We start from the raw sequence: 19,450 nt of genomic DNA on the forward strand, positions 1-19,450 counted from the left end.
GTGTCCGAGGGGGCGGGCGGAGGGTCGGCCGGGCAGTGCAGGGGGCGGAACGGGTGGGCGCGGTTCGCGATGCCGGGCGCCGTGGTGGTCGCCTGCGGGGCGGTGCTCGCCGCGGCGGACAGGGCCTCCGCGAGCCCCCCGAGCTCCACGTGCACCACCAGGACCGGCTTGCCCGGTACCCGCTCGGCCGCCGAGCGCAGTGCCTCCGCCAGCTCGGCGTCGCCGGTCGAGGCGCCCCCGATCGCCGGGATCGCGGTGACGACGACCGCGTCGCACGTCTCGTCGGCCAACGCGTGCGACAGCGCCTGGTGGAAGGCGGCCGCCGACGCCCCGGTCGTCAGGTCCAGCGGCGGCAGCGGCCGCAGCCCTTCGGAGAGGCACGCGTCATAGGTCAGCAGGCCCAGCGACTCGGAGTTCCCGAGGATCGCCACGCGCGGGCCGGTGGGCAGCGGCTGGCGTGCGAGCAGCAGACCCGCGTCCACGAGTTCGGTGATCGTGTCCACCCGGATCACGCCGGCCTGCCGCAGCAGCGCGGACACCGTGGCGTGCGGCAGCCGCGTGGCCCGTACGGCGTGCCCCTGGGGCGCAGCGCCGCCGTGCCGCGCGCCCTGGACCACGACCAGCGGTTTCGCGGCCGCCGTACGCCGGGCGAGGCGGGTGAACTTGCGGGGGTTGCCGATGGACTCGAGGTACATCAGCACGACGTCGGTGTCCGGGTCGTCGTACCAGTACTGAAGGACGTCGTTTCCGGACACGTCGGCCCGGTTGCCGGACGAGACCAGGGTCGACACACCTGTGACTCCGGTCACGCCGCCACCGCGCCGGTGCAGCCGGGACAGCAGGGCGATGCCGATCGCGCCGGACTGGGCGAACAGGCCGATCCGGCCCGGGCGGGGCATCTCGGGTGCCAGGGAGGCGTTCAGGCGGACGTCAGCGGAGGTGTTGATGATCCCGAATGCGTTCGGCCCGATGATGCGCATGCCGTACGCGCGCGCGTGCCGGACGAGTTCACGCTGCCGCTCCCTGCCGTCGGGCCCGCTCTCGGCGTACCCGGCGGAGAGCACGACCAGCCCCTGCACGCCGTGCTCGCCGCACTCGGTGACCACGTCGGGGACGTGCTGGGCGGGTACGGCGACCACCGCGAGATCGACCTGCTCCTCGATGTCCCGCATCGATCGGCGCGCGGGGACCCCGTCGACCTCCTTGAGGTCCTCCGGGAACGCCCGGTTCACCGCGTACAGCCGTCCCGTGAACCCCGCGTCCCTGATGTTGCCGAGGACACTGCGGCCCACGCCGCCGGGGGCGCGGCCGACGCCGATGACGGCGACCGAGCCGGGCACCAGCAGGCGCCGCACGGACCGGGCCTCGGCGCGCTGCTCGCGCGCGTACTGCACGGCGAGCGAGCGGTCCGTCGGCTCCAGGTCGAATTCGAGACGTACGACACCGTCCTCGAAGCTGCGCTTCTGGGTGTACCCGGCGTCCGTGAACACCTTGATCATCTTGGTGTTGGCGGGCAGCACCTCGGCGGCGAAGCGGCGGATGCCACGCTCGCGGGCGACGGCGCCGATGTGTTCGAGCAGAGCGGAGGCGACGCCGCGGCCCTGGTGGGCGTCCTGGACGAGGAAGGCGACCTCGGCCTCGTCGGCCGGTGCGGACGCGGGCATTCCGTCGGCGCCGATCCGGTCGTAGCGTACGGTGGCGATGAACTCGCCGCCCACCGTGGCCGCGAGTCCCACCCGGTCCACAAAGTCGTGGTGCGTGAAGCGGTGGACGTCCTTCGCGGACAGTCGCGGGTAGGGCGCGAAGAAGCGGTAGTACTTCGACTCGTCCGACACCTGCTCGTAGAAGCTGACCAGACGCTCGGCGTCATCAACGGTGATGGGGCGGATGCGTGCGGTGCCGCCGTCGCGCAGCACCACGTCGGCTTCCCAGTGGGCGGGGTACTCGTGCCGGTCCGAGGCGCTCTGCATGGGGCCCAGAGTACGGCTCGCGTACGACAACGGCGCGAGGCAGTCTGTGGAGGACGTATGTCGGGTCGAGGCCGCGACCCGACGGTCACCTCGGAAGGGACGTCTCGTCCCTCCCGGCGGGCTTCACGGGTGTGGGAAACTGGTCTAGACAACCCTGAACACCGAAGGGCAGCATCACATGGCTGAGCGCCGCGTCAACGTCGGCTGGGCCGAGGGCCTTCACGCCCGCCCCGCTTCCATCTTCGTCCGGGCCGCCACGGCCGCAGGTATCCCGGTGACGATCGCCAAGGCCGACGGCAACCCCGTCAACGCGGCCTCCATGCTGGCCGTTCTGGGCCTGGGCGCCCAGGGCGGCGAGGAGATCGTCCTCGCCTCCGACGCCGAGGGTGCGGACGCCGCCCTCGACCGGCTGGCGAAGCTGGTCTCCGAGGGCCTCGAGGAGCTGCCCGAGACGGTCTGAGTGACCTGAGCGGGACTCCACCGCATGTGGTGAAGCCGCGTCGGCCTTTCCGGTCGGCGCGGCTTCGCTGTTTCTGGAGCGCCCCTTTCGGGCACGCACCGTTTTCGAGCAGGCGCCGTCGGAATTCACGGCCCACCCGAAAAAGGGCAGCGGAAATCAGTCGCCTGCGAATATCTCCTCTTTGTATACGGCGCCCTTGTTAATGCCGCAGGCTCGACATGTTTACGGCATGTTGCGAATTCCTCACACGCTCCGCGCGCTCCCCGCCGGAGCCGAACCGCAGCCGGTGCGCGGAGATCGAGCGCTCGGCGTGCAGGGCGGTGACGCCCCGGGCGCGCTCGCCGTCACCGCGCGCCACCGCGTCCACGATCGCGCCGTGCTCGGCCCAGGACTCCACCGGGTTGACCGGCGCCTCCACGGCGTACATCCAGGCGATCTTGTGGCGCAGCTGGGTCAGCATCGAGGCCAGGGCGGGGCTGCCGGAGGCCTGCGCCAGCGTCTCGTGGAACCAGCCGCCCAGCGAGCGCAGATCGTCGCTGTTCCCCCGCCGGGCGCGCTCCTGGCCCAGCCTGACCAGGCCGCGCAGGACCTTCAGATGGGCCTCGGTGCGCCGCTGGGCGGCCCGGGCGGCGCCGAGCGGCTCCAGCAGCGTGCGCATCTCCAGCAGGTCGGCGGCCTCCTGCTCGGTCGGTTCGGCCACGCACGCGCCCGCGTGCCGCCGGGTCACCACGAAGCCCTCCGCCTCCAGGGTGCGCAGGGCCTCCCGCACGGGGACGCGGGAGACGCCGTAGCGGCGTGCGAGGAGTTCCTCAGTGAGCCGGCCGCCGCGCTCGTAGACGCCGGCGACGATGTCGTCCCGGATCGCGGTGCATACCGAGTGCGCCGGAATACGCATGACCGACCTCCGCCTTAATCCCCGTGAAACGTCGACGAATGACGTGTGTTCAGTGACTCTATTGCAACCGGCCGGAATTTCCGACGGCGGGCCGGAATCCATGGATATTTTTTGGTCAGCCGATCGTCCGGGAAACGCCGAAAGCCCCGGCTCGGGAGCCGGGGCTTCGGGAAGCTGAGCTACGGGGAAGCGGAGCTAGGGGTAGCTGAGCTGCGGGCAGCTGAGCGCCTAGGGGTACGGGAGGCGTCAGACGTTCACGCCGTGCGAGCGGAGGTAGGCGACGGGGTCGATGTCGGAGCCGTACTCGGCGGTCGTGCGCGCCTCGAAGTGCAGGTGCGCTCCGGTGACGTTGCCGGTGGCGCCGGACAGGCCGATCTGCTGGCCCGGCGTGACGGTCTGGCCCACCGAGACGCCTATGGACGACAGGTGGCCGTACTGGGTGTACGTACCGTCGTTCATCTTGATCACGATGTTGTTGCCGTACGCCCCGCCCCAGCCGGCCTCCACGACGGTGCCGGAGCCGACCGCGTGGACGGAGGTGCCGCTGGCGGCGTGGAAGTCGACGCCGGTGTGGCTGCCGGAGGACCAGACGGCGCCGCCGCTCTTGTAGCCCGTGGAGACGTACGAGCCGGAGATCGGGGCGACGTAGGACAGCAGGCGCTTGCGCTCGGCCTCACGGGCGGCGCGCTCCTTGGCCTCGCGCTCCTGCTTGGCCTTCTCGGCCGCCTTCTTGCGCGCGGCCTCCTCGGCGGCCTTCTTGCGGGCCTCGGCCTCCTGGGCGGCCTGCTTCTGGGCCTCGGCCTGGGCGTCGATCTGGTCGGCGAGCGTGTCGTCGACGGTGATGACGGGGATGAGGCCGGTCTGCTCGGCGGCGGGTTCGGCGGCGAGCGCCGGGGCAGCCAGGGTGCCTATGACGCCGGTGGCGGTGAGGGCGGCGACGCCCGCCGCACGGGCGGTGGTGCGCTCGAACCGGCCGGGGCGACGGTGCTTGCCGGAGGCGCTGTTCTTCCCGGTGGCGCAGGTGAACGCCATGTGGTGGCTGATCCTTTCCTTCCCTCTCGCCTACCGGGTTAGCTGACGGGTTCGGAGCAGGAAGGTCTCCTACGGACCCCCTCGCGGCTCGCGCGGGCGTCCGATTCACCCCAGGGACTACGGTGGGTCCCCGGCTCCCCTGGCTCGCGCCGTACGGGGACTCGGCGATGGCTGTCCGGTGCCGCGGGCGCGGCGCACTGCCTGACGGACAGCCCGGAAGACGCTAAGCGGCGCCACTTTCAATCCCCAAACGGATCGCGGTTTTTGTAGCGCATCCCACAGGGCAGACAGGCAACCTCTCCCTCAATTCGGGCATAAAGGGGCCCTGGTGGCTCTTTCGCCACCAGGGCCCCTACGCGCGCGTGCGCCGTCCGGCGCCGGGCTGTCCCCTAACCGGCCGTCACGACGGCTCTACTCGGCTGCCACGACGGTGACTTCGCCGATGCCGAGGGCCTCGACGGGCTCGCGGATCGCGGCCGCGTCGCCGACGAGGATCGTCACCAGCCGGTCCACCGGGAAGGCGCTGACCGCCGCGGCGGTGGCCTCGACGGTGCCGGTCGAGGCGAGCTGCTGGTACAGCTTCGCCTGGAAGTCGTCGGGCAGGTGCTGCTCGACCTGGTCGGCCAGTGTGTTCGCCACGGAGGCGGCCGTCTCGTACTTCAGCGGGGCCACCCCGACGAGGTTCTGCACGGCGAAGTCCCGCTCGGCGTCGGTGAGTCCCTCGCCGGCGACCCCGCGCAGGACCTTCCAGAGGTCGTCCAGGGCCGGACCGGTGTTCGGGGTGTCGACGGAGCCGCTGATGGCGAGCATCGACGCGCCCGTGCCGTCCGGGGCGGAGCGCAGCACCTGGCCGAAGGCGCGCACCCCGTAGGTGTAGCCCTTCTCCTCGCGCAGGACCTTGTCCAGGCGGGAGGTGAGGGTGCCGCCGAGGCAGTACGTGCCGAGCACCTGCGCGGGCCACACGCGGTCGTGCCGGTCGGGGCCGATGCGGCCGATCAGCAGCTGCGTCTGGACGGCGCCGGGGCGGTCCACGATGACGACGCGTCCGGTGTCGTCCGCGGTCACCGGCGGGACGGGGCGGGGCTGGGCCGGGGAGCCGGTCCAGGCGCCCAGGGTGTCGCCCAGCAGGGCGTCGAGGTCGACGCCGGTGAGGTCGCCGACGACCACGACGGTGGAGGTGGCGGGGCGTACGTGCCGCTCGTAGAAGGCGCGTACGGCCGCGGAGTCGATGCCGGCGACGGTGTCCTCGGTGCCCTGGCGCGGGCGGGACATGCGCGAGGTCGCCGGGAACAGCTCCTTGGAGAGCTCCTTCGCGGCGCGGCGCGAGGGGTTGGCCAGCTCGTGCGGGATCTCGTCGAGCCGGTTGCGCACCAGACGCTCGACCTCGGCGTCGTCGAACGCGGGCGCCCTGAGCGCGTCGGCGAGCAGGCCGAGCGCCTTGGGCAGGCGGGAGACCGGCACTTCGAGGCTGACGCGGATGCCGGGGTGGTCGGCGTACGCGTCGAGGGTGGCGCCGCAGCGCTCCAGCTCGGCGGCGAACTCCTCGGCGGTGTGCTTGTCGGTGCCCTCGGAGAACGCGCGCGCCATGATCGTCGCGATGCCGTCCAGGCCCTTGGGCTCGGCGTCCAGGGGCGTGTCCAGGAGCACCTCGACGGCGATGACCTGCTGGCCGGGGCGGTGGCAGCGCAGCACCGTCAGGCCGTTGTCCAGCTTGCCGCGCTCGGGCGCCGGGAACGCCCAGGGGCGGGCCGCGCCGGCCTGGGGCTGCGGGTGGAACTCCATGCTGGCGAGCTCGGTCACTGCGCCGACTCCTCGTTCTCGTCGGTGGCGGGGGCTTCCGCGTCCTCGGCCTCGTCGGCGACCGGCTCGTACACGAGCACCGCGCGGTTGTCGGGACGCAGACGGGCCTTGGCGACCGCCTGGACCTCCTCGGCGGTGACGGCGAGGACGCGCTGTACGGCGGTGAAGGCGAGCTGCGGGTCGCCGAACAGGACGGCGTACCGGCACAGTTCGTCGGCGCGGCCCGCGACGGTGCCGAGCCGGTCCAGCCACTCGCGCTCCAGCTGGGCCTGCGCGCGCTCCATCTCCTCGGCGGTGGGGCCGTCCGCCGCGAACCGGGCGAGTTCCTCGTCGACGGCCGCCTCGATGACGGGCACCTCGACGTCGCCGGAGGTCTTCACGTCGAGCCAGCCCAGGGAGGGCGCGCCGGCCAGGCGGAGCAGACCGAAGCCGGCCGCCACGGCCGTACGGTCGCGCCGCACGAGCCGGTTGTAGAGGCGGGAGGACTCGCCGCCGCCGAGGACGGTCAGCGCCAGGTCGGCCGCGTCGCACTCGCGCGTGCCGTCCGTCGGGAGCCGGTAGGCGGCCATCATCGCGCGCGCGGGGACGTTCTCCTCGACGACCTCGCGCAGCTGCTCGCCGATGGTGTCGGGCAGCGAGCCGTCGCGCGGCTCGGGCTTGCCGTCGTGGCCGGGGATGGAGCCGAAGTACTTCTCGACCCAGGCGAGCGTCTGCTCCGGGTCGATGTCGCCGACGATCGACAGCACGGCGTTGTTGGGCGCGTAGTAGGTGCGGAAGAACGCGCGGGCGTCCTCCAGGCTGGCCGCGTCCAGGTCGGCCATCGAGCCGATCGGCGTGTGGTGGTAGGGGTGGCCGTCGGGGTACGACAGGGCGGTCAGCTTCTCGAACGCCGTGCCGTAGGGGACGTTGTCGTAGCGCTGGCGGCGTTCGTTCTTCACGACGTCGCGCTGGTTCTCCAGGCCCTCCTCGTCGAGGGCCACCAGGAGGCTGCCCATGCGGTCGGCCTCCAGCCACAGCGCGAGCTCCAGCTGGTGGGCGGGCATGGTCTCGAAGTAGTTGGTGCGCTCGAAGCTGGTGGTGCCGTTCGGCGAGCCGCCCGCGCCCTGGACGAGCTCGAAGTGGCCCGTGCCCTTCACACTGTTCGACCCCTGGAACATCAGGTGCTCGAAGAGGTGGGCGAGTCCGGTACGGCCCTTGACCTCGTGGCGGGAGCCGACGTCGTACCAGAGACAGACCGCGGCGACCGGCGTGAGGTGGTCCTCGGAGAGCACCACGCGCAGGCCGTTGGCCAGGCGGTGCTCCGTCGCGGTGAGGCCGCCGGATTGTGCCTCCGGTGTGGCCGTGTGACCCATGGGCAAGGTGTCCTTCCGGTCGCGTGCACTGCGTTGTGCCGAGCAGTTCGGCATGAGTTCCTGCCACTGTATGCAGCGTCCGAAGGGTCGGCGAAGTTCCCGGTCGGAACGCCGTGCCCGGACGGCGATGAAGGCGAGCCGGGGACGCGGTGCGCGTCGGCCGTCGGGACGGGTCCGCCGTCGCGTCCCGTGCTGCTGCCGCGCGGGGCGGGCCGCTCGTACTCCGGCCTCGCACGCGGCGGCGATCACGGCTCGTGCCGCCCGCGACCTGGGACTGTGCCCGGCGATCACTCCGCCGAGTGAACGGTCGCGCGGCGCGCGCTTGCCTTCGCTCCCGCCGGGCGCGGGCGTGGCCCCGGCCAGGGCGGTTCGAACTCGGCCCGCCCCCTGTGTCGCGGCGGAGGCCGCGCGTCGGCGACACTTCTCCGACGCCGGGCCGGAGCCCAACATCGGGTCCTGGTCGGTGGTTGTCAGTGCCGCGGTCCACAATGGTCCGCGTCAGATACCGCAAACGCCCGAGCGACCAGAAACTTAAGGAGCCGGCAGCGATGGCCCGCCGCAGCACGAAGAACCCGCCGCCCGACGACTCGTACGAGGAGAAGATCCTCGACATCGACGTCGTCGACGAGATGCAGGGCTCCTTCCTCGAGTACGCGTACTCGGTCATCTACTCCCGCGCCCTGCCGGACGCCCGCGACGGTCTCAAGCCGGTGCACCGCCGCATCGTCTATCAGATGAACGAGATGGGCCTGCGCCCCGACCGCGGCTATGTGAAGTGCGCCCGCGTCGTCGGCGAGGTCATGGGTAAGTTGCACCCGCACGGCGACGCGTCGATCTACGACGCGCTGGTGCGCATGGCCCAGCCCTTCTCGATGCGCGTCCCGCTGGTCGACGGCCACGGCAACTTCGGCTCGCTGGGCAACGACGACCCGCCGGCCGCCATGCGGTACACCGAGTGCCGGCAGGCGCAGGCGACGAGCCTGATGACGGAGTCGATCGACGAGGACACGGTCGACTTCACGCCCAACTACGACGGCCAGGAGCAGGAGCCGGTGGCCCTGCCCGCCGCCTTCCCGAACCTCCTGGTCAACGGCGCCTCCGGCATCGCCGTCGGCATGGCCACCAACATGCCGCCGCACAACCTCTCCGAGGTCATCGCGGCCGCCCGCCATCTGATCCGCTACCCGAACGCGGATCTGGACGCGCTGATGAAGCACGTACCGGGCCCCGACCTGCCCACCGGCGGCCGGATCGTCGGCCTCTCCGGCATCCGGGACGCGTACGAGACGGGCCGCGGCACCTTCAAGATCCGCGCGACCGTGTCCGTGGAGACGGTGACCGCCCGCCGCAAGGGCATCGTCATCACCGCACTGCCCTTCACGGTCGGTCCGGAGAAGGTGATCGCCAAGATCAAGGACCTCGTCGGCTCGAAGAAGCTCCAGGGCATCGCCGACGTCAAGGACCTCACCGACCGCGAGCACGGCCTGCGTCTGGTCATCGAGATCAAGAACGGCTTCGTGCCGGAGGCCGTCCTGGAGCAGCTGTACAAGCTGACGCCGATGGAGGAATCCTTCGGCATCAACAACGTGGCGCTGGTCGACGGACAGCCCCTCACTCTGGGTCTCAAGGAGCTCCTGGAGGTCTACCTCGACCACCGCTTCGAGGTCGTACGGCGCCGCAGCGAGTTCCGCCGCACCAAGCGCCGCGACCGGCTGCACCTGGTCGAGGGCCTGCTCACGGCGCTGGTGGACATCGACGAGGTCATCCGGCTGATCCGGTCCAGCGAGAACTCCGCGCAGGCCAAGGAGCGCCTGATGGAGCGCTTCTCGCTCAGCGAGGTCCAGACGCAGTACATCCTCGACACTCCGCTGCGCCGGCTCACCAAGTACGACCGCATCGAGCTGGAGGCGGAGAAGGACCGGCTCAACGAGGAGATCGCCGAGCTGACGCGGATCCTGGAGTCGGACGCGGAGCTGCGCAAGCTGGTCTCCGCCGAACTGGCCTCGGTCGCCAAGAAGTTCGGCACCGAGCGCCGTACGGTCCTGCTGGAGTCTTCCGGCGCGCCGCTCCCCACCGCGTCGCTCCAGGTGGCGGACGACCCGTGCCGGGTTCTGCTGTCCTCGACGGGGCTGCTGGCCCGTACTGCGAACGGCGACCCGTTCGCGGAAGGCGGCGAGGCCAAGCGCTCCAAGCACGACGTGATCATCTCGGCGGTGCCGGCCACGGCCCGCGGTGAGGTGGGCGCGGTGACGTCCACGGGCCGGCTGCTGCGGATCAACGTCATCGATCTGCCGCAGCTGCCGGAGACGGCGTCGAGACCGAACCTCTCGGGCGGTGCGCCGCTCGCGGAGTTCGTCTCCCTGGAGGGCGACGAGACCCTGGTCTGTCTGACCACGCTCGACGAGTCGACCCCGGGCCTGGCGATCGGCACCGAGCAGGGTGTCGTCAAGCGCGTGGTGCCCGACTATCCGTCCAACAAGGAGGAGTTGGAGGTCATCACTCTGAAGGAGGGCGACCGCATCGTCGGCGCGGTCGAGCTGCGCACCGGTGAGGAGGACCTGGTCTTCATCACGGACGATGCGCAGCTGCTGCGCTACCAGGCTTCGCAGGTCCGCCCGCAGGGCCGCGCGGCCGGCGGTATGGCGGGCATCAAGCTGGCCGAGGGCGCGAAGGTGATCTCCTTCACGGCGGTGGACCCGGCGGTCGACGCGGTGGTGTTCACGGTGGCGGGCTCGCGCGGCACGCTGGACGACTCGGTCCAGACGACGGCCAAGATGACCCCGTTCGACCAGTACCCGCGCAAGGGGCGCGCGACCGGCGGTGTGCGCTGCCAGCGGTTCCTGAAGGGCGAGGACTGTCTGTCCCTGGCCTGGGCGGGCGCCGTCCCGGCACGGGCCGCGCAGAAGAACGGCACCCCTGCCGACCTCCCGGACATCGACCCGCGCCGCGACGGCTCGGGCGTGTCACTGGGGAAGACGGTGTCGGTGGTGGCCGGTCCGGTCTAGGCCTCCTGGGAGGCGCCGTCCTCTTGAGAGGCACCGTCCTCTTGAGCGGCGGAGGCCTCTTCCTCCGCCTCCGGTACGTACCGCAGCACGCCCCACATGCCATGTTCGTCGGCGTGTGGGGCGTCGCTCTTGCAGGCCTCCAGCTCCTTGCCGAGCGCGGACGCGTCGATGCCGGAGCCGATGAGGACCAGCTGGGTGAGGCGCGTGTCGGCGGCGTTCCACCGCTCCGGGTAGAAGCGCAGGAAGCGGCCGACGGCGTGGACGGCGTAGCGGTTGGCGGTGTCGTGCGGGCCGAAGTCGACGTAGCCCTTGATCCGGTACAGCCCCTCGGGCCTGCTGTCCAGGAAGCCCATCAGGCGACGCGGGTCGAGGGGGACCTCGGAGGCGAAGGACAGACTGTCGTAGCCGGTGTGCAGGTGCCCGTGATGGGGCCCGTGCTGGTGCCCGTGCTGGTCGCCGCTGTCCGGGCCGTCACCGGAGCCGTCGGTGTGCTCGTGCCGAGGGTGCGGGTCGTGTGGGTCGTGCGCGTCGTGCAGATCGTGCAGGTCGTCGAAGGACAGCTGCCCGATGCGCTCCTCGCTGGGCCGGCAGTCGAAGAGGAACTCGGGGTCGATACGGCCGTAGGTGGCGGGGACGACGGCGGCGCGGTCGGTGAGCCCACGCACCAGGTCGAGCACGCGCTCACCGTCCGGCGCCCGGTCGAGCTTGTTGACCACGACGAGGTCGGCGAGGGCGAGGTGCCGGTCGATCTCGGGGTGCTTCGCGCGGGTGTCGTCGAACTCAGCGGCATCGACCACCTCGACCAGCCCGCCGTACACGATGCCCGGATGTTCACTGGCGAGCACCATGCGCACGAGCTCCTGGGGCTCGGCGAGTCCGCTGGCCTCGATGACGATGACGTCGATGCCGGTGGCCGGGCGGGCGAGCCGCTCCAGGTAGACGTCCAGCTCACTGGCGTCGACGGCACAGCACAGGCAGCCGTTCCCGAGGGAGAGCGTGGAGTCGCCGAGCGCGCCGGCGACCGCCATGGCGTCGATCTCGATGGCGCCGAAGTCGTTGACGATGGCGCCGATGCGGGTACCCCGGCTGCGGTGCAGGAGATGGTTGAGGAGCGTCGTCTTGCCGGAACCGAGAAATCCGGCGAGGACGACGACCGGGATCTGCTGTGGACCGGGGCTCGGCTGGCTCAACGTGCGACCTCTCTCACGCCGACGGGTGCACCGGCTCGCGGGGCGGCGCACATACGGAGGTTGAATGCCGACCCAGGATACGAGCCCGAATAATCACCGCGAAGTGAACGATTGTTAGCAGCACTTGCCGGGCAGACGTTGGGCATGGCGCCGGAGTGTGCGACCCTCGCTTCCCTCCGTGCGCCTCCTCTCCGCCTCCCCGCCGATCAGAGCCGCTCGGCACTCTGGGAGACGGCAAGCGCCGCCCACCGCTCGCCGGTCCCCTCCAGTCGACCCGCACCCCGACGACCGGCGGACGGCCGCCTGATCGGGGGTAATTGACATGGCCACACGGAAATACTCTGCGGGGAGGCTGGCCACCGCCGCCGCACTGGCTCTCCTCACCGCCGCCGGCGCAGCGATGGCAGCGCGTCAACGGCGGGCAGAAGAGGCACGACTGCAGGAGAGGCGGCTGGAGCTCGAGGAGCTGGCGATCCGCCGCAAGGCCCTGGCACATCAGCAGCGCATGCAGTGGGAGCTGCTGGCCAGGGCGATCGACGATCCCTCCCTCGCCGCGGTGATCGACACCTGGGACAAGAGCATTCCGGCGGAGAGGCGCCGCCAGTTCTTCTACGCCAACGCCTGGTACGTCCACCTGTTCCACCTCTACCGGGCGGGACTCCTGGACCGGGAGGAGCTGTACCGGCACCTGCGGGAGTTCTTCCAGAGCCCGGTCTTCCGTGAGTACTGGGAAGCGTCACAGCACATGCGCGCCTCCCTGAACGAGGCATCCGAAGAAGCCCAGCTGGGGCGCATGGTTGACGGTCTCGTCAGGGACCTCGACGACGCCGACACGGACGAGTGGTGGGTCGTCGGTGATCCGCCCACCGACTGACCGGGTGACATTTTCGCCATCCAGCCACGGCGGAAACAGAAACACCAGTAACGTTCTCCCGACTACAATGCCCAGCCCTCGTAAGGACCAGTACCTTTGAAGATCGTGCGCCGCATCGGTGTGCCTCCAAGCGCCCGTGGCAGTAACTCAGGATCTACCTGCCCGGACGTGTTCGAACTCAGCGACGGCAACTTCGCCGTCATCGGCACCGAGGCCACCGAGGCGCTTGACCCGGAACTGCCCGCCGATGCCGCCCGCGCCGACTACGAGCGCATCGTCATCGTCAGCCGGGAGACTCTCATCCGCGCCAAGGCAGACATCCCCGACGCCTGAGACCACCGCACGAGCACGCGTCCACCCCAGACCCGTACCGTCGACGCTCCCCGGCCGCGCGCAACCGTTGAGCGAGCCGGACCACCGACCCGGCGAGCAACCGGCACCCCGTCACTGCTCGATCCCCACCCGATGAGGCCTGGCGCCAGAACGGCACCAGGCCACACGTATGCCCAGGCCACACCTGTGCCAGGGCCGCCGTCAGGCAGCCGTCGGCACCCTCACCGGCGCCCCCGGCCCCACATACCGCGCCACCGGCCTGATGATCTTCGAGTCCTGCGCCTGTTCCAGGATGTTGGCGCTCCATCCCACGACCCGCGCGGCGGCGAACGTCGGTGTGAACATCTCACGCGGCAGACCGCAGAGTTCCATGACCACGCCCGCGTAGAACTCGACGTTCGTGTGCAGTTCTCGGCCGGGTTTCAGTTCGGCGAGGATCGCCTCGACGCGGCGTTCGACCTCGACGGCGAAGGCGACGCGCGGACCGCCGAAGCCCTGGGCGATCTCGCGGAGCATGCGGGAGCGGGGGTCCTCGGTGCGGTAGACCGGGTGACCGAAACCCATGATGCGGTCGCCGGCGAGGACACGTTCACGGATCCAGGGGTCGATGCGGTCGGGGGTGCCGATCGCGTCCAGGGTGTCCAGCGCCCGGCTGGGCGCCCCTCCGTGCAAGGGCCCCGACAGCGCGCCCACGGCTCCGACGAGACAGGCCGCGACGTCCGCGCCCGTGGAGGCGATAACCCGGGCCGTGAAGGTTGACGCATTGAATCCGTGGTCAATGGTGGAGATCAAGTATTGCTCGACGGCCCGGGTCCGCCGCGGATCCGGCTCCGCTCCCGTCAACATGTACAGATAGTTCGCCGCGTACGACAGGTCCTCGCGCGGCTCGACAGGATCGAGTCCCGCGCCCAGCCGGTGCAGCGCGGTGAGCAGAGTCGGTACGGCCCCGGCCGCGACGAGGGTGTCCCGGCGGCGCGCCTCGGTGCCGATGTCGTACACCGGTTTGAAGCCCTGGGCCGCGCCCAGCAGCGAGAGCGCGGTGCGCAGACCGGCCAGCGGCCCGGACCCTCCGCTGCCCGCCGCGATGGCGGGAAGCGCGGCCCACACCTGGTCGGGCAGCCGTCGCAGCGCGGCGGTCTCGGCCGCGAAGGCGGCGGAGCGTTCGGCGTCCGGCAGTTCACCGTGGACGAGGAGATGCCAGACGTCCTCGAAGGGGCGGGTCTTCGCCAGTTCGACGGCCGAGTACTGGCGGTAGTGATAGAAGCCCTCGAGCCCCCGGACGTCGCCCACCTCGGTGTCGGTGACGACGACACCCGCCAGCCCACGTGGCACCTCGACGAGCGCGGATGTTGACCTGTTGACGGACATGATTCCTCCCTGGACTTGATTCGACTGTCCATGATTGACTGAATTCCTGTCAATGTTGATTCGATCAATGAATGCATCAACGCATGGATCCATGCTCGAAATCGACGGCCCGCTTCCTGGATACGGTGACCCCATGCGCGATCAAGAGCCCGGCCCTGCCCCAGCAGGGCAGCGGCTGACCACCCAGGAAGCCGCCGAACTCCTCGGTGTGAAGCCCGAGACCGTGTACGCGTACGTGAGCCGCGGACACCTGAGCAGCCGCCGCGTGCCCGGCGGCCGGGGCAGCACCTTCGACGCCGAGGAGGTGCGGACGCTCGCCCGGCGCAACAGGCGGGAGAGCGCGGGCAGTTCAGGGTCGGCGGGCGAGCTGGCCGTCCGGACCCGCCTCACGTTGATCGACACGGACCGCTACTACTTCCGGGGCGTGGACGCGACCGCGCTGGCCGCCCGGCACTCCTACGAAGAGGTGGCCGAGTGGCTGTGGACGGGTGAGTTGCGCCCCGGCGTCACCTTCACCGCCCCCGAGGCCGCCGTCACCGCCGCCCGTCGCGCCGTCGACGCCCTGCCCGAACACGTCGGTCCCACCGACCGGTTGCGGGTCGCGACGATCGCCGCCGGGACCGCCGACCCCCTGCGCTTCGACCTGTCCGAGGAGGCCGTGCTCGGCACCGCGCGCATCCTCATCCCGACTCTCGTCGCCTCGCTCAGGCCCGTGCGGTACACCCATCGCGACGGGGGCTCCATCGCTCAGCGCCTGTGGCGACAGCTGAGTGGACGGTCCGCCGACGAGGCCGCACTGCGCGTCCTGGACACCGCCCTCGCCCTGCTCGTCGATCACGACCTGGCCGCCTCGACCCTGGCCGTACGGGTCGCCGCGTCGGCCCGCGCCCATGCCTACGCCGCCGTCTCGGCCGGACTGGGCGTGATCGAGGGCCCGCTGCACGGCGCTGCGAGCGGCCTCGCCCACAAACTGATCATGGAGGTGCTCGACCGGGGCGACGCGGGACCCGTCATCGCCGAGGAGCTGCGGGCCGGCCGGCGCATCCCGGGGCTCGGCCACCGGCTCTACCCGGGCGAGGACCCACGCGCGCGGGTCCTGTTCGACCTCCTGGAGGAGATCCCCCACTCCGCGCCCGCCCTCGCCGCGGCCCGCGACATCGCCGCCACGGCGGCCCGCCACACCTCGCTGCACGCGAACGTCGACCTGGCCCTGGGCGTGTTCACGACATCCTCCGGCATGTCCTACACGGCGGGAGAGACGATCTTCGCCGTGGCCCGTACGGCGGGCTGGATCGCCCACGCCCTGGAGGAGTACGGCGAGCGACCGCTCCGCATGCGACCGAGCGGGCACTACACGGGTCCGAAGCCTCCCCAGCCGCTACCGGAGTAGGACGGGCGCGCCTCACAGGCACAGCGCAGGCGCGGGACGGACCCCCGGACAGTCCCGGGACCGTACCCCTCGACCCGCCACCGCCACCCAAGTCAGGTTAGGCTCACCTCTGTGAGTACGTGCTCAACCGTCTCGCAGGACCTCGCCGAGCCCATCGCGGGGACCGCGGCGACCGCGACTACCTGGCTGCTGGTGGAGCAGCCCGGCCCGTGGGGTGCCAAGGCGCTCACGCAGAGCCACCTGGACCCGGTGCTGGGCCGAGCCCTGGAGACGGCCGCGAACGGCACGGGCGTACGCGTCGCGCTGATCCGCCGCCCCGGCCGGCACGCCGACTGCGGCACGGCCGCCGAGCGGCAGGTCTACGCGGCCCACGCCGTGCCCGGCAACGTATGGCTGCACGAGGCCACGATCAGCGATCCCGAGCGGTTGCTGGAACTGGACTTCGCCGCACTCGGCACGGGTGACCCGCAGACCTTCGACTCGGCACTCCAGGGCCGCCCCCACGCAGGCGACCCTCTCGCGCTCGTCTGCACCAACGGCAAGCGGGACCGCTGCTGCGCACTCCTCGGGCGCCCCCTCGCGGCCGAGCTCGCCGCCTCCGGCGTGGAGGGTGTCTGGGAGGTCACCCATCTGGGTGGACACCGGTTCTCACCGACGCTGCTCGTGCTGCCCTACGGCTACGCGTACGGCCGGGCAGAGGCCCACGCGGTCAAGGAGGTCCTGCACAGCGTCCAGGAAGGCCGGATCGTCGTCGCGGGGTGCCGTGGGAACTCGGCCTGGGTGCGGCCCGGCCAGGCGGCGGAGCTGGCTGTGCGCCAGGCCACCGGCGAGGACGCCGCGGAGGCGCTGAGTGTCGTACGGACGGACGGCGCGGCCCCGCGCTGGGAAGTGACGGTCGCCCACAGGGACGGACGCCACTGGCGGGTCGGCGTGGCACAGGGCTCCTCCTTGCCGCCGCGCCCCGAGAGCTGTGGGTCGGCGCTCGGCTCGCCCGCGCGCATGGACGTAGTGACGGTGCGCGAGCTCACGATGACCACGGCACTCGCAGGTTGATCAGGTGCACCGGCTCCTCACGCGGACCGGCCGCATGGACCAGCTACATGGGCCAGCCCCACGAACCGGCCGCATGGACCAGCTACATGGGCCAGCCCCACGAACCGGCCGCATGGACCAGCCACATGGACCCAGTCCATGGTCGACTGTCCGACATTGATCCGCAGCTTTGACCTGAGAGGTTGATCCAAGACATTGATCAACCGGGGCATTGATCATCACCGTCGACATTGATCAAGAGATCCACGCCACACCCCTCTACGGGACTTCCCGCACGTCCACGTACCGTCATGGGTATGAGCCCCACTCCCCCCGCCCGTCGCCTGCGCCTCGGTCTGCCCCGGCGGATGTTCGCGCAGGTGCTGCTGATGCAGGTGGCCATCGCCGCGGGAGTCGCGGTGCTCGCGACCGGCCTGTTCCTCGCTCCGCTCAGCGACCAGCTGGACGACCAGGCGATGCGCCGCGCGCTGTCGATCGCGCAGACCACCGCGGCCCAGCCACAGATCGCCGAGGATCTCGCGCACACTCCCGCGACGGTCGGCGGGCCGGTCCAGCGGGAGGCGGAACGTATCCGTGAGGCCACCAAGGCCGAGTACATCGTGGTGATGGACCGGCGCGGGGTCCGCTGGTCGCACCCCACCCCGGGCGAGGTCGGCCGGACCGTCTCCACCGACCCCGGCCAGGCCCTCGCCGGCCATGAGGTCATGCAGATCGACAACGGCACCCTCGGCCGCAGCGCCCGCGGCAAGGTGCCGCTGCGCGACAGCGACGGGAAGATCATCGGCGCGGTCTCGGTCGGCATCGCCTACGACAGCGTGCGTGCCCGGCTGCTGCACACGATCCCCGAGCTGTTCGCGTACGCGGGCGGCGCCCTCGCGGTCGGCGCGCTGGCCGCGTGGCTGATCTCGCGCCGGGTCCAGCGGCAAACCCGTGACCTGGCCTTCTCCGACATCTCGGCGTTGCTCGCGGAGCGCGAGGCGATGCTGCACGGCATCCGGGAGGGCGTCGTCGCCCTGGACCGCACGGGCCGTGTCCGCCTCCTCAACGACGAGGCGGGCCGGCTCCTCGGCATCGGTGACGAGGCCGTCGGCCGGTCCCTCGACGAGGCGCTCGGGGAGGGCCGTACGACCGATGTGCTGGCCGGCCGGGTCACCGGCACGGATCTGCTCACGGTCCGCGGTCAGCGTGTCCTGGTCGCCAACCGCATGCCCACCGACGACGGCGGCGCCGTCGCCACTCTGCGCGACCGCACCGAGCTGGAGCAGCTCGGCCGGGAGCTCGACTCGACGCGCGGCCTGATCGACGCCCTGCGCGCCCAGGACCACGAGCACGCCAACCGCATGCACACGCTGCTCGGGCTGCTGGAGCTGGAGATGTACGACGACGCCGTGGAGTTCGTCGGCGAGGTGGTCGGCGATCATCGGGACACCGCGGAGCAGGTCGCCGAGAAGATCCAGGACCCGCTGCTCGCCGCCCTGCTGGTCGGCAAGGCGACCGTGGCCGCCGAGCGTGGCGTCGCGCTGGGCCTCGCGGAGCGCACCGGGCTCCCGGACCGGCTGATCGACCCCCGGGGCCTCGTCACGATCGTCGGCAACCTGGTGGACAACGCCCTCGACGCCGTCGCGGGCACTCCGCACGCGCGCGTGGAGGTCGAACTGCGTGCCGAGGGGCGCACCGCGGTCCTCAGGGTGCGCGACACGGGTCCGGGAATCCCTGAGGAGCAGCGCGAGTTGATCTTCACCGAGGGGTGGTCCACCAAGAAGCCGCCGGCGCACCGTGAGCGTGGCATAGGGCTCTCCCTGGTGCGCAGGCTCGCCGAACGGCAGGGTGGCAGCGCGGCGGTGGGCGAGGCGGTCAGCGGAGGCGCGGAGTTCACGGTCGTCCTGCCCGAGGCGCTGGCCGAGCCCGGCCTGGAGCCCGCTCTCGCCGTGCCGTCAGACGCGCAGACCGTCGCCGAGGAGGAGTCGCGATGATCGAGGTCCTGGTCGTGGACGACGACACGCGCGTGGCGCGCGTCAACTGCGCCTACGTCGAGAAGGTTCCGGGCTTCCACGTGGCCGGCGAGGCCCACAATGCGGCCGAGGCGCTGCGCCAGGTGGAGGAGCTGCCCCGGGTGGACCTGGTCCTGATGGACCACTACCTGCCGGACGAGACGGGTCTGTCGGTCGTCCAGGAGATGCGCCGGCGCGGCCACCAGACCGACGTGATCATGGTGACGGCGGCGCGGGACGTGTCGACGGTGCAGGCGGCGATGCGGCACGGCGCGCTTCAGTACCTGGTCAAGCCGTTCGCCTTCGCGGGACTGCGGGCCAAGTTGGAGGCCTATGCCGAGCTGCGCCGCACTCTGGACGGCGGCGGCGAGGCGGAGCAGGCCGAGGTGGACCGGATCTTCGGCGCACTGTCCGCCTCCTCTGAGCCCGACCTGCCCAAGGGCCACTCCCCCACCACCGCGGAACTCGTACGCCGCTCCCTGATGAACGCCGAAGGCCCGCTGTCGGCCCAGGAGATCGCCGAGCGCACCGGGGTGAGCCGCCAGACCGCCCAGCGCTATCTCAAGCTCCTGGAGCGCACGGGACGGGCCCGGCTCACCCTCAAGTACGGGGACGCGGGCCGCCCGGAACACCGTTACGTGTGGGCGACCCGCGCCTGAGGCACGGTCCGTGGGGGCGGGGGAAGGGAACCGTGCCCTCCCTTTGATACGGATGCCGGGCGCCGAAATGTCAGCCGA

Annotated in this window: 15 protein-coding genes and 1 riboswitch; of the genes, 8 read left to right on the forward strand and 7 right to left on the reverse strand. The window is 71.3% G+C overall.

The annotated features are described in order from the left end of the window. Positions 1 to 1,970: GNAT family N-acetyltransferase (locus tag L0P92_RS22310; protein ID WP_234764589.1), on the reverse strand; the 1,970-nt coding region annotated here is incomplete at its 3' end. 178 nt (positions 1,971 to 2,148) lie between these two features. Here L0P92_RS22310 and L0P92_RS22315 point away from each other — a divergent pair. Next, on the forward strand, positions 2,149 to 2,430 hold the full coding sequence (locus L0P92_RS22315) for an HPr family phosphocarrier protein (RefSeq protein ID WP_016432192.1): 282 nt from the start codon (positions 2,149 to 2,151) through the stop codon (positions 2,428 to 2,430). A gap of 199 nt (positions 2,431 to 2,629) precedes the next feature. Here L0P92_RS22315 and L0P92_RS22320 read toward each other — a convergent pair whose 3' ends face one another. The 4 genes from L0P92_RS22320 to L0P92_RS22335 all read right to left on the reverse strand — a co-directional run bounded on the left by L0P92_RS22320 (position 2,630) and on the right by L0P92_RS22335 (position 7,509). Then, on the reverse strand, positions 2,630 to 3,325 hold the full coding sequence (locus L0P92_RS22320) for a GntR family transcriptional regulator (protein WP_234764590.1): 696 nt from the start codon (positions 3,323 to 3,325) through the stop codon (positions 2,630 to 2,632). Positions 3,326 to 3,571: 246 nt separating this feature from the next. Continuing rightward, a complete protein-coding gene (locus L0P92_RS22325) occupies positions 3,572 to 4,357 on the reverse strand; it encodes a M23 family metallopeptidase (RefSeq protein WP_234764591.1) in 786 nt (261 codons plus the stop codon). Between the two features lie 12 nt (positions 4,358 to 4,369). Next, a riboswitch (cyclic di-AMP (ydaO/yuaA leader) is annotated at positions 4,370 to 4,534 on the reverse strand. 234 nt (positions 4,535 to 4,768) lie between these two features. After that, positions 4,769 to 6,157 (reverse strand): M16 family metallopeptidase, encoded by a 1,389-nt coding sequence (locus tag L0P92_RS22330; RefSeq protein ID WP_234764592.1) that lies wholly within the window; start codon positions 6,155 to 6,157, stop codon positions 4,769 to 4,771. Next, the gene (locus tag L0P92_RS22335; RefSeq protein WP_234764593.1) at positions 6,154 to 7,509 is read right to left on the reverse strand and encodes a M16 family metallopeptidase; all 1,356 of its coding nucleotides are present in this window, start codon (positions 7,507 to 7,509) and stop codon (positions 6,154 to 6,156) included. Before L0P92_RS22335 ends, L0P92_RS22330 begins: the two co-directional genes overlap by 4 nt. A 548-nt stretch (positions 7,510 to 8,057) precedes the next feature. On the opposite strand from L0P92_RS22335, the gene L0P92_RS22340 reads away from it, so the two are divergent. After that, positions 8,058 to 10,514 carry a DNA gyrase/topoisomerase IV subunit A gene (locus tag L0P92_RS22340; RefSeq protein WP_234764594.1) on the forward strand — a complete coding sequence of 819 codons (2,457 nt, stop codon included), beginning with the start codon at positions 8,058 to 8,060 and terminating at the stop codon, positions 10,512 to 10,514. Here the strand turns inward: L0P92_RS22340 and L0P92_RS22345 are convergent. Continuing rightward, entirely contained in the window at positions 10,511 to 11,704 is a 1,194-nt protein-coding gene (locus tag L0P92_RS22345; RefSeq protein ID WP_234764595.1) for a CobW family GTP-binding protein, read from the reverse strand. The two genes, L0P92_RS22340 and L0P92_RS22345, sit on opposite strands and share 4 nt — an antisense overlap. A 322-nt stretch (positions 11,705 to 12,026) precedes the next feature. On the opposite strand from L0P92_RS22345, the gene L0P92_RS22350 reads away from it, so the two are divergent. Both L0P92_RS22350 and L0P92_RS22355 read left to right on the forward strand, forming a co-directional pair. Continuing rightward, the gene (locus L0P92_RS22350) at positions 12,027 to 12,578 is read left to right on the forward strand and encodes a DUF6082 family protein (RefSeq protein ID WP_234764596.1); all 552 of its coding nucleotides are present in this window, start codon (positions 12,027 to 12,029) and stop codon (positions 12,576 to 12,578) included. A gap of 96 nt (positions 12,579 to 12,674) precedes the next feature. Further along, positions 12,675 to 12,911 (forward strand): hypothetical protein, encoded by a 237-nt coding sequence (locus L0P92_RS22355; protein WP_234764597.1) that lies wholly within the window; start codon positions 12,675 to 12,677, stop codon positions 12,909 to 12,911. A gap of 201 nt (positions 12,912 to 13,112) precedes the next feature. Here L0P92_RS22355 and L0P92_RS22360 read toward each other — a convergent pair whose 3' ends face one another. Then, positions 13,113 to 14,279 (reverse strand): citrate synthase/methylcitrate synthase, encoded by a 1,167-nt coding sequence (locus L0P92_RS22360; RefSeq protein WP_234764598.1) that lies wholly within the window; start codon positions 14,277 to 14,279, stop codon positions 13,113 to 13,115. 133 nt (positions 14,280 to 14,412) lie between these two features. Here L0P92_RS22360 and L0P92_RS22365 point away from each other — a divergent pair, with 133 nt between their 5' ends. From L0P92_RS22365 to L0P92_RS22380, 4 genes are all read left to right on the forward strand, one after another. Then, positions 14,413 to 15,669: a citrate synthase gene (locus L0P92_RS22365; protein ID WP_234764599.1), complete on the forward strand. Its 1,257-nt coding sequence runs from the start codon at positions 14,413 to 14,415 to the stop codon at positions 15,667 to 15,669. Between the two features lie 111 nt (positions 15,670 to 15,780). Continuing rightward, positions 15,781 to 16,722, forward strand: coding sequence for a ferredoxin family protein (locus L0P92_RS22370; RefSeq protein WP_234764600.1), 942 nt, complete (start codon positions 15,781 to 15,783; stop codon positions 16,720 to 16,722). Between the two features lie 296 nt (positions 16,723 to 17,018). After that, entirely contained in the window at positions 17,019 to 18,695 is a 1,677-nt protein-coding gene (locus L0P92_RS22375; RefSeq protein WP_234764601.1) for an ATP-binding protein, read from the forward strand. Next, entirely contained in the window at positions 18,692 to 19,372 is a 681-nt protein-coding gene (locus tag L0P92_RS22380; protein WP_234764602.1) for a response regulator, read from the forward strand. Before L0P92_RS22375 ends, L0P92_RS22380 begins: the two co-directional genes overlap by 4 nt. Positions 19,373 to 19,450: the final 78 nt, after the last annotated feature.

Source organism: Streptomyces muensis (assembly GCF_021474425.1).
GTDB lineage: Bacteria > Actinomycetota > Actinomycetes > Streptomycetales > Streptomycetaceae > Streptomyces > Streptomyces muensis.

Coding starts and splice junctions, on each gene's coding strand:
- L0P92_RS22360 (WP_234764598.1), bottom strand. CDS start 14,279: ATGTCCGTCAACAGGTCAACATCCGCGCTCGTCGAGGTGCCACGTGGG.
- L0P92_RS22335 (WP_234764593.1), bottom strand. CDS start 7,509: ATGGGTCACACGGCCACACCGGAGGCACAATCCGGCGGCCTCACCGCG.
- L0P92_RS22375 (WP_234764601.1), top strand. CDS start 17,019: ATGAGCCCCACTCCCCCCGCCCGTCGCCTGCGCCTCGGTCTGCCCCGG.
- L0P92_RS22320 (WP_234764590.1), bottom strand. CDS start 3,325: ATGCGTATTCCGGCGCACTCGGTATGCACCGCGATCCGGGACGACATC.
- L0P92_RS22315 (WP_016432192.1), top strand. CDS start 2,149: ATGGCTGAGCGCCGCGTCAACGTCGGCTGGGCCGAGGGCCTTCACGCC.
- L0P92_RS22340 (WP_234764594.1), top strand. CDS start 8,058: ATGGCCCGCCGCAGCACGAAGAACCCGCCGCCCGACGACTCGTACGAG.
- L0P92_RS22325 (WP_234764591.1), bottom strand. CDS start 4,357: ATGGCGTTCACCTGCGCCACCGGGAAGAACAGCGCCTCCGGCAAGCAC.
- L0P92_RS22365 (WP_234764599.1), top strand. CDS start 14,413: ATGCGCGATCAAGAGCCCGGCCCTGCCCCAGCAGGGCAGCGGCTGACC.
- L0P92_RS22380 (WP_234764602.1), top strand. CDS start 18,692: ATGATCGAGGTCCTGGTCGTGGACGACGACACGCGCGTGGCGCGCGTC.
- L0P92_RS22350 (WP_234764596.1), top strand. CDS start 12,027: ATGGCCACACGGAAATACTCTGCGGGGAGGCTGGCCACCGCCGCCGCA.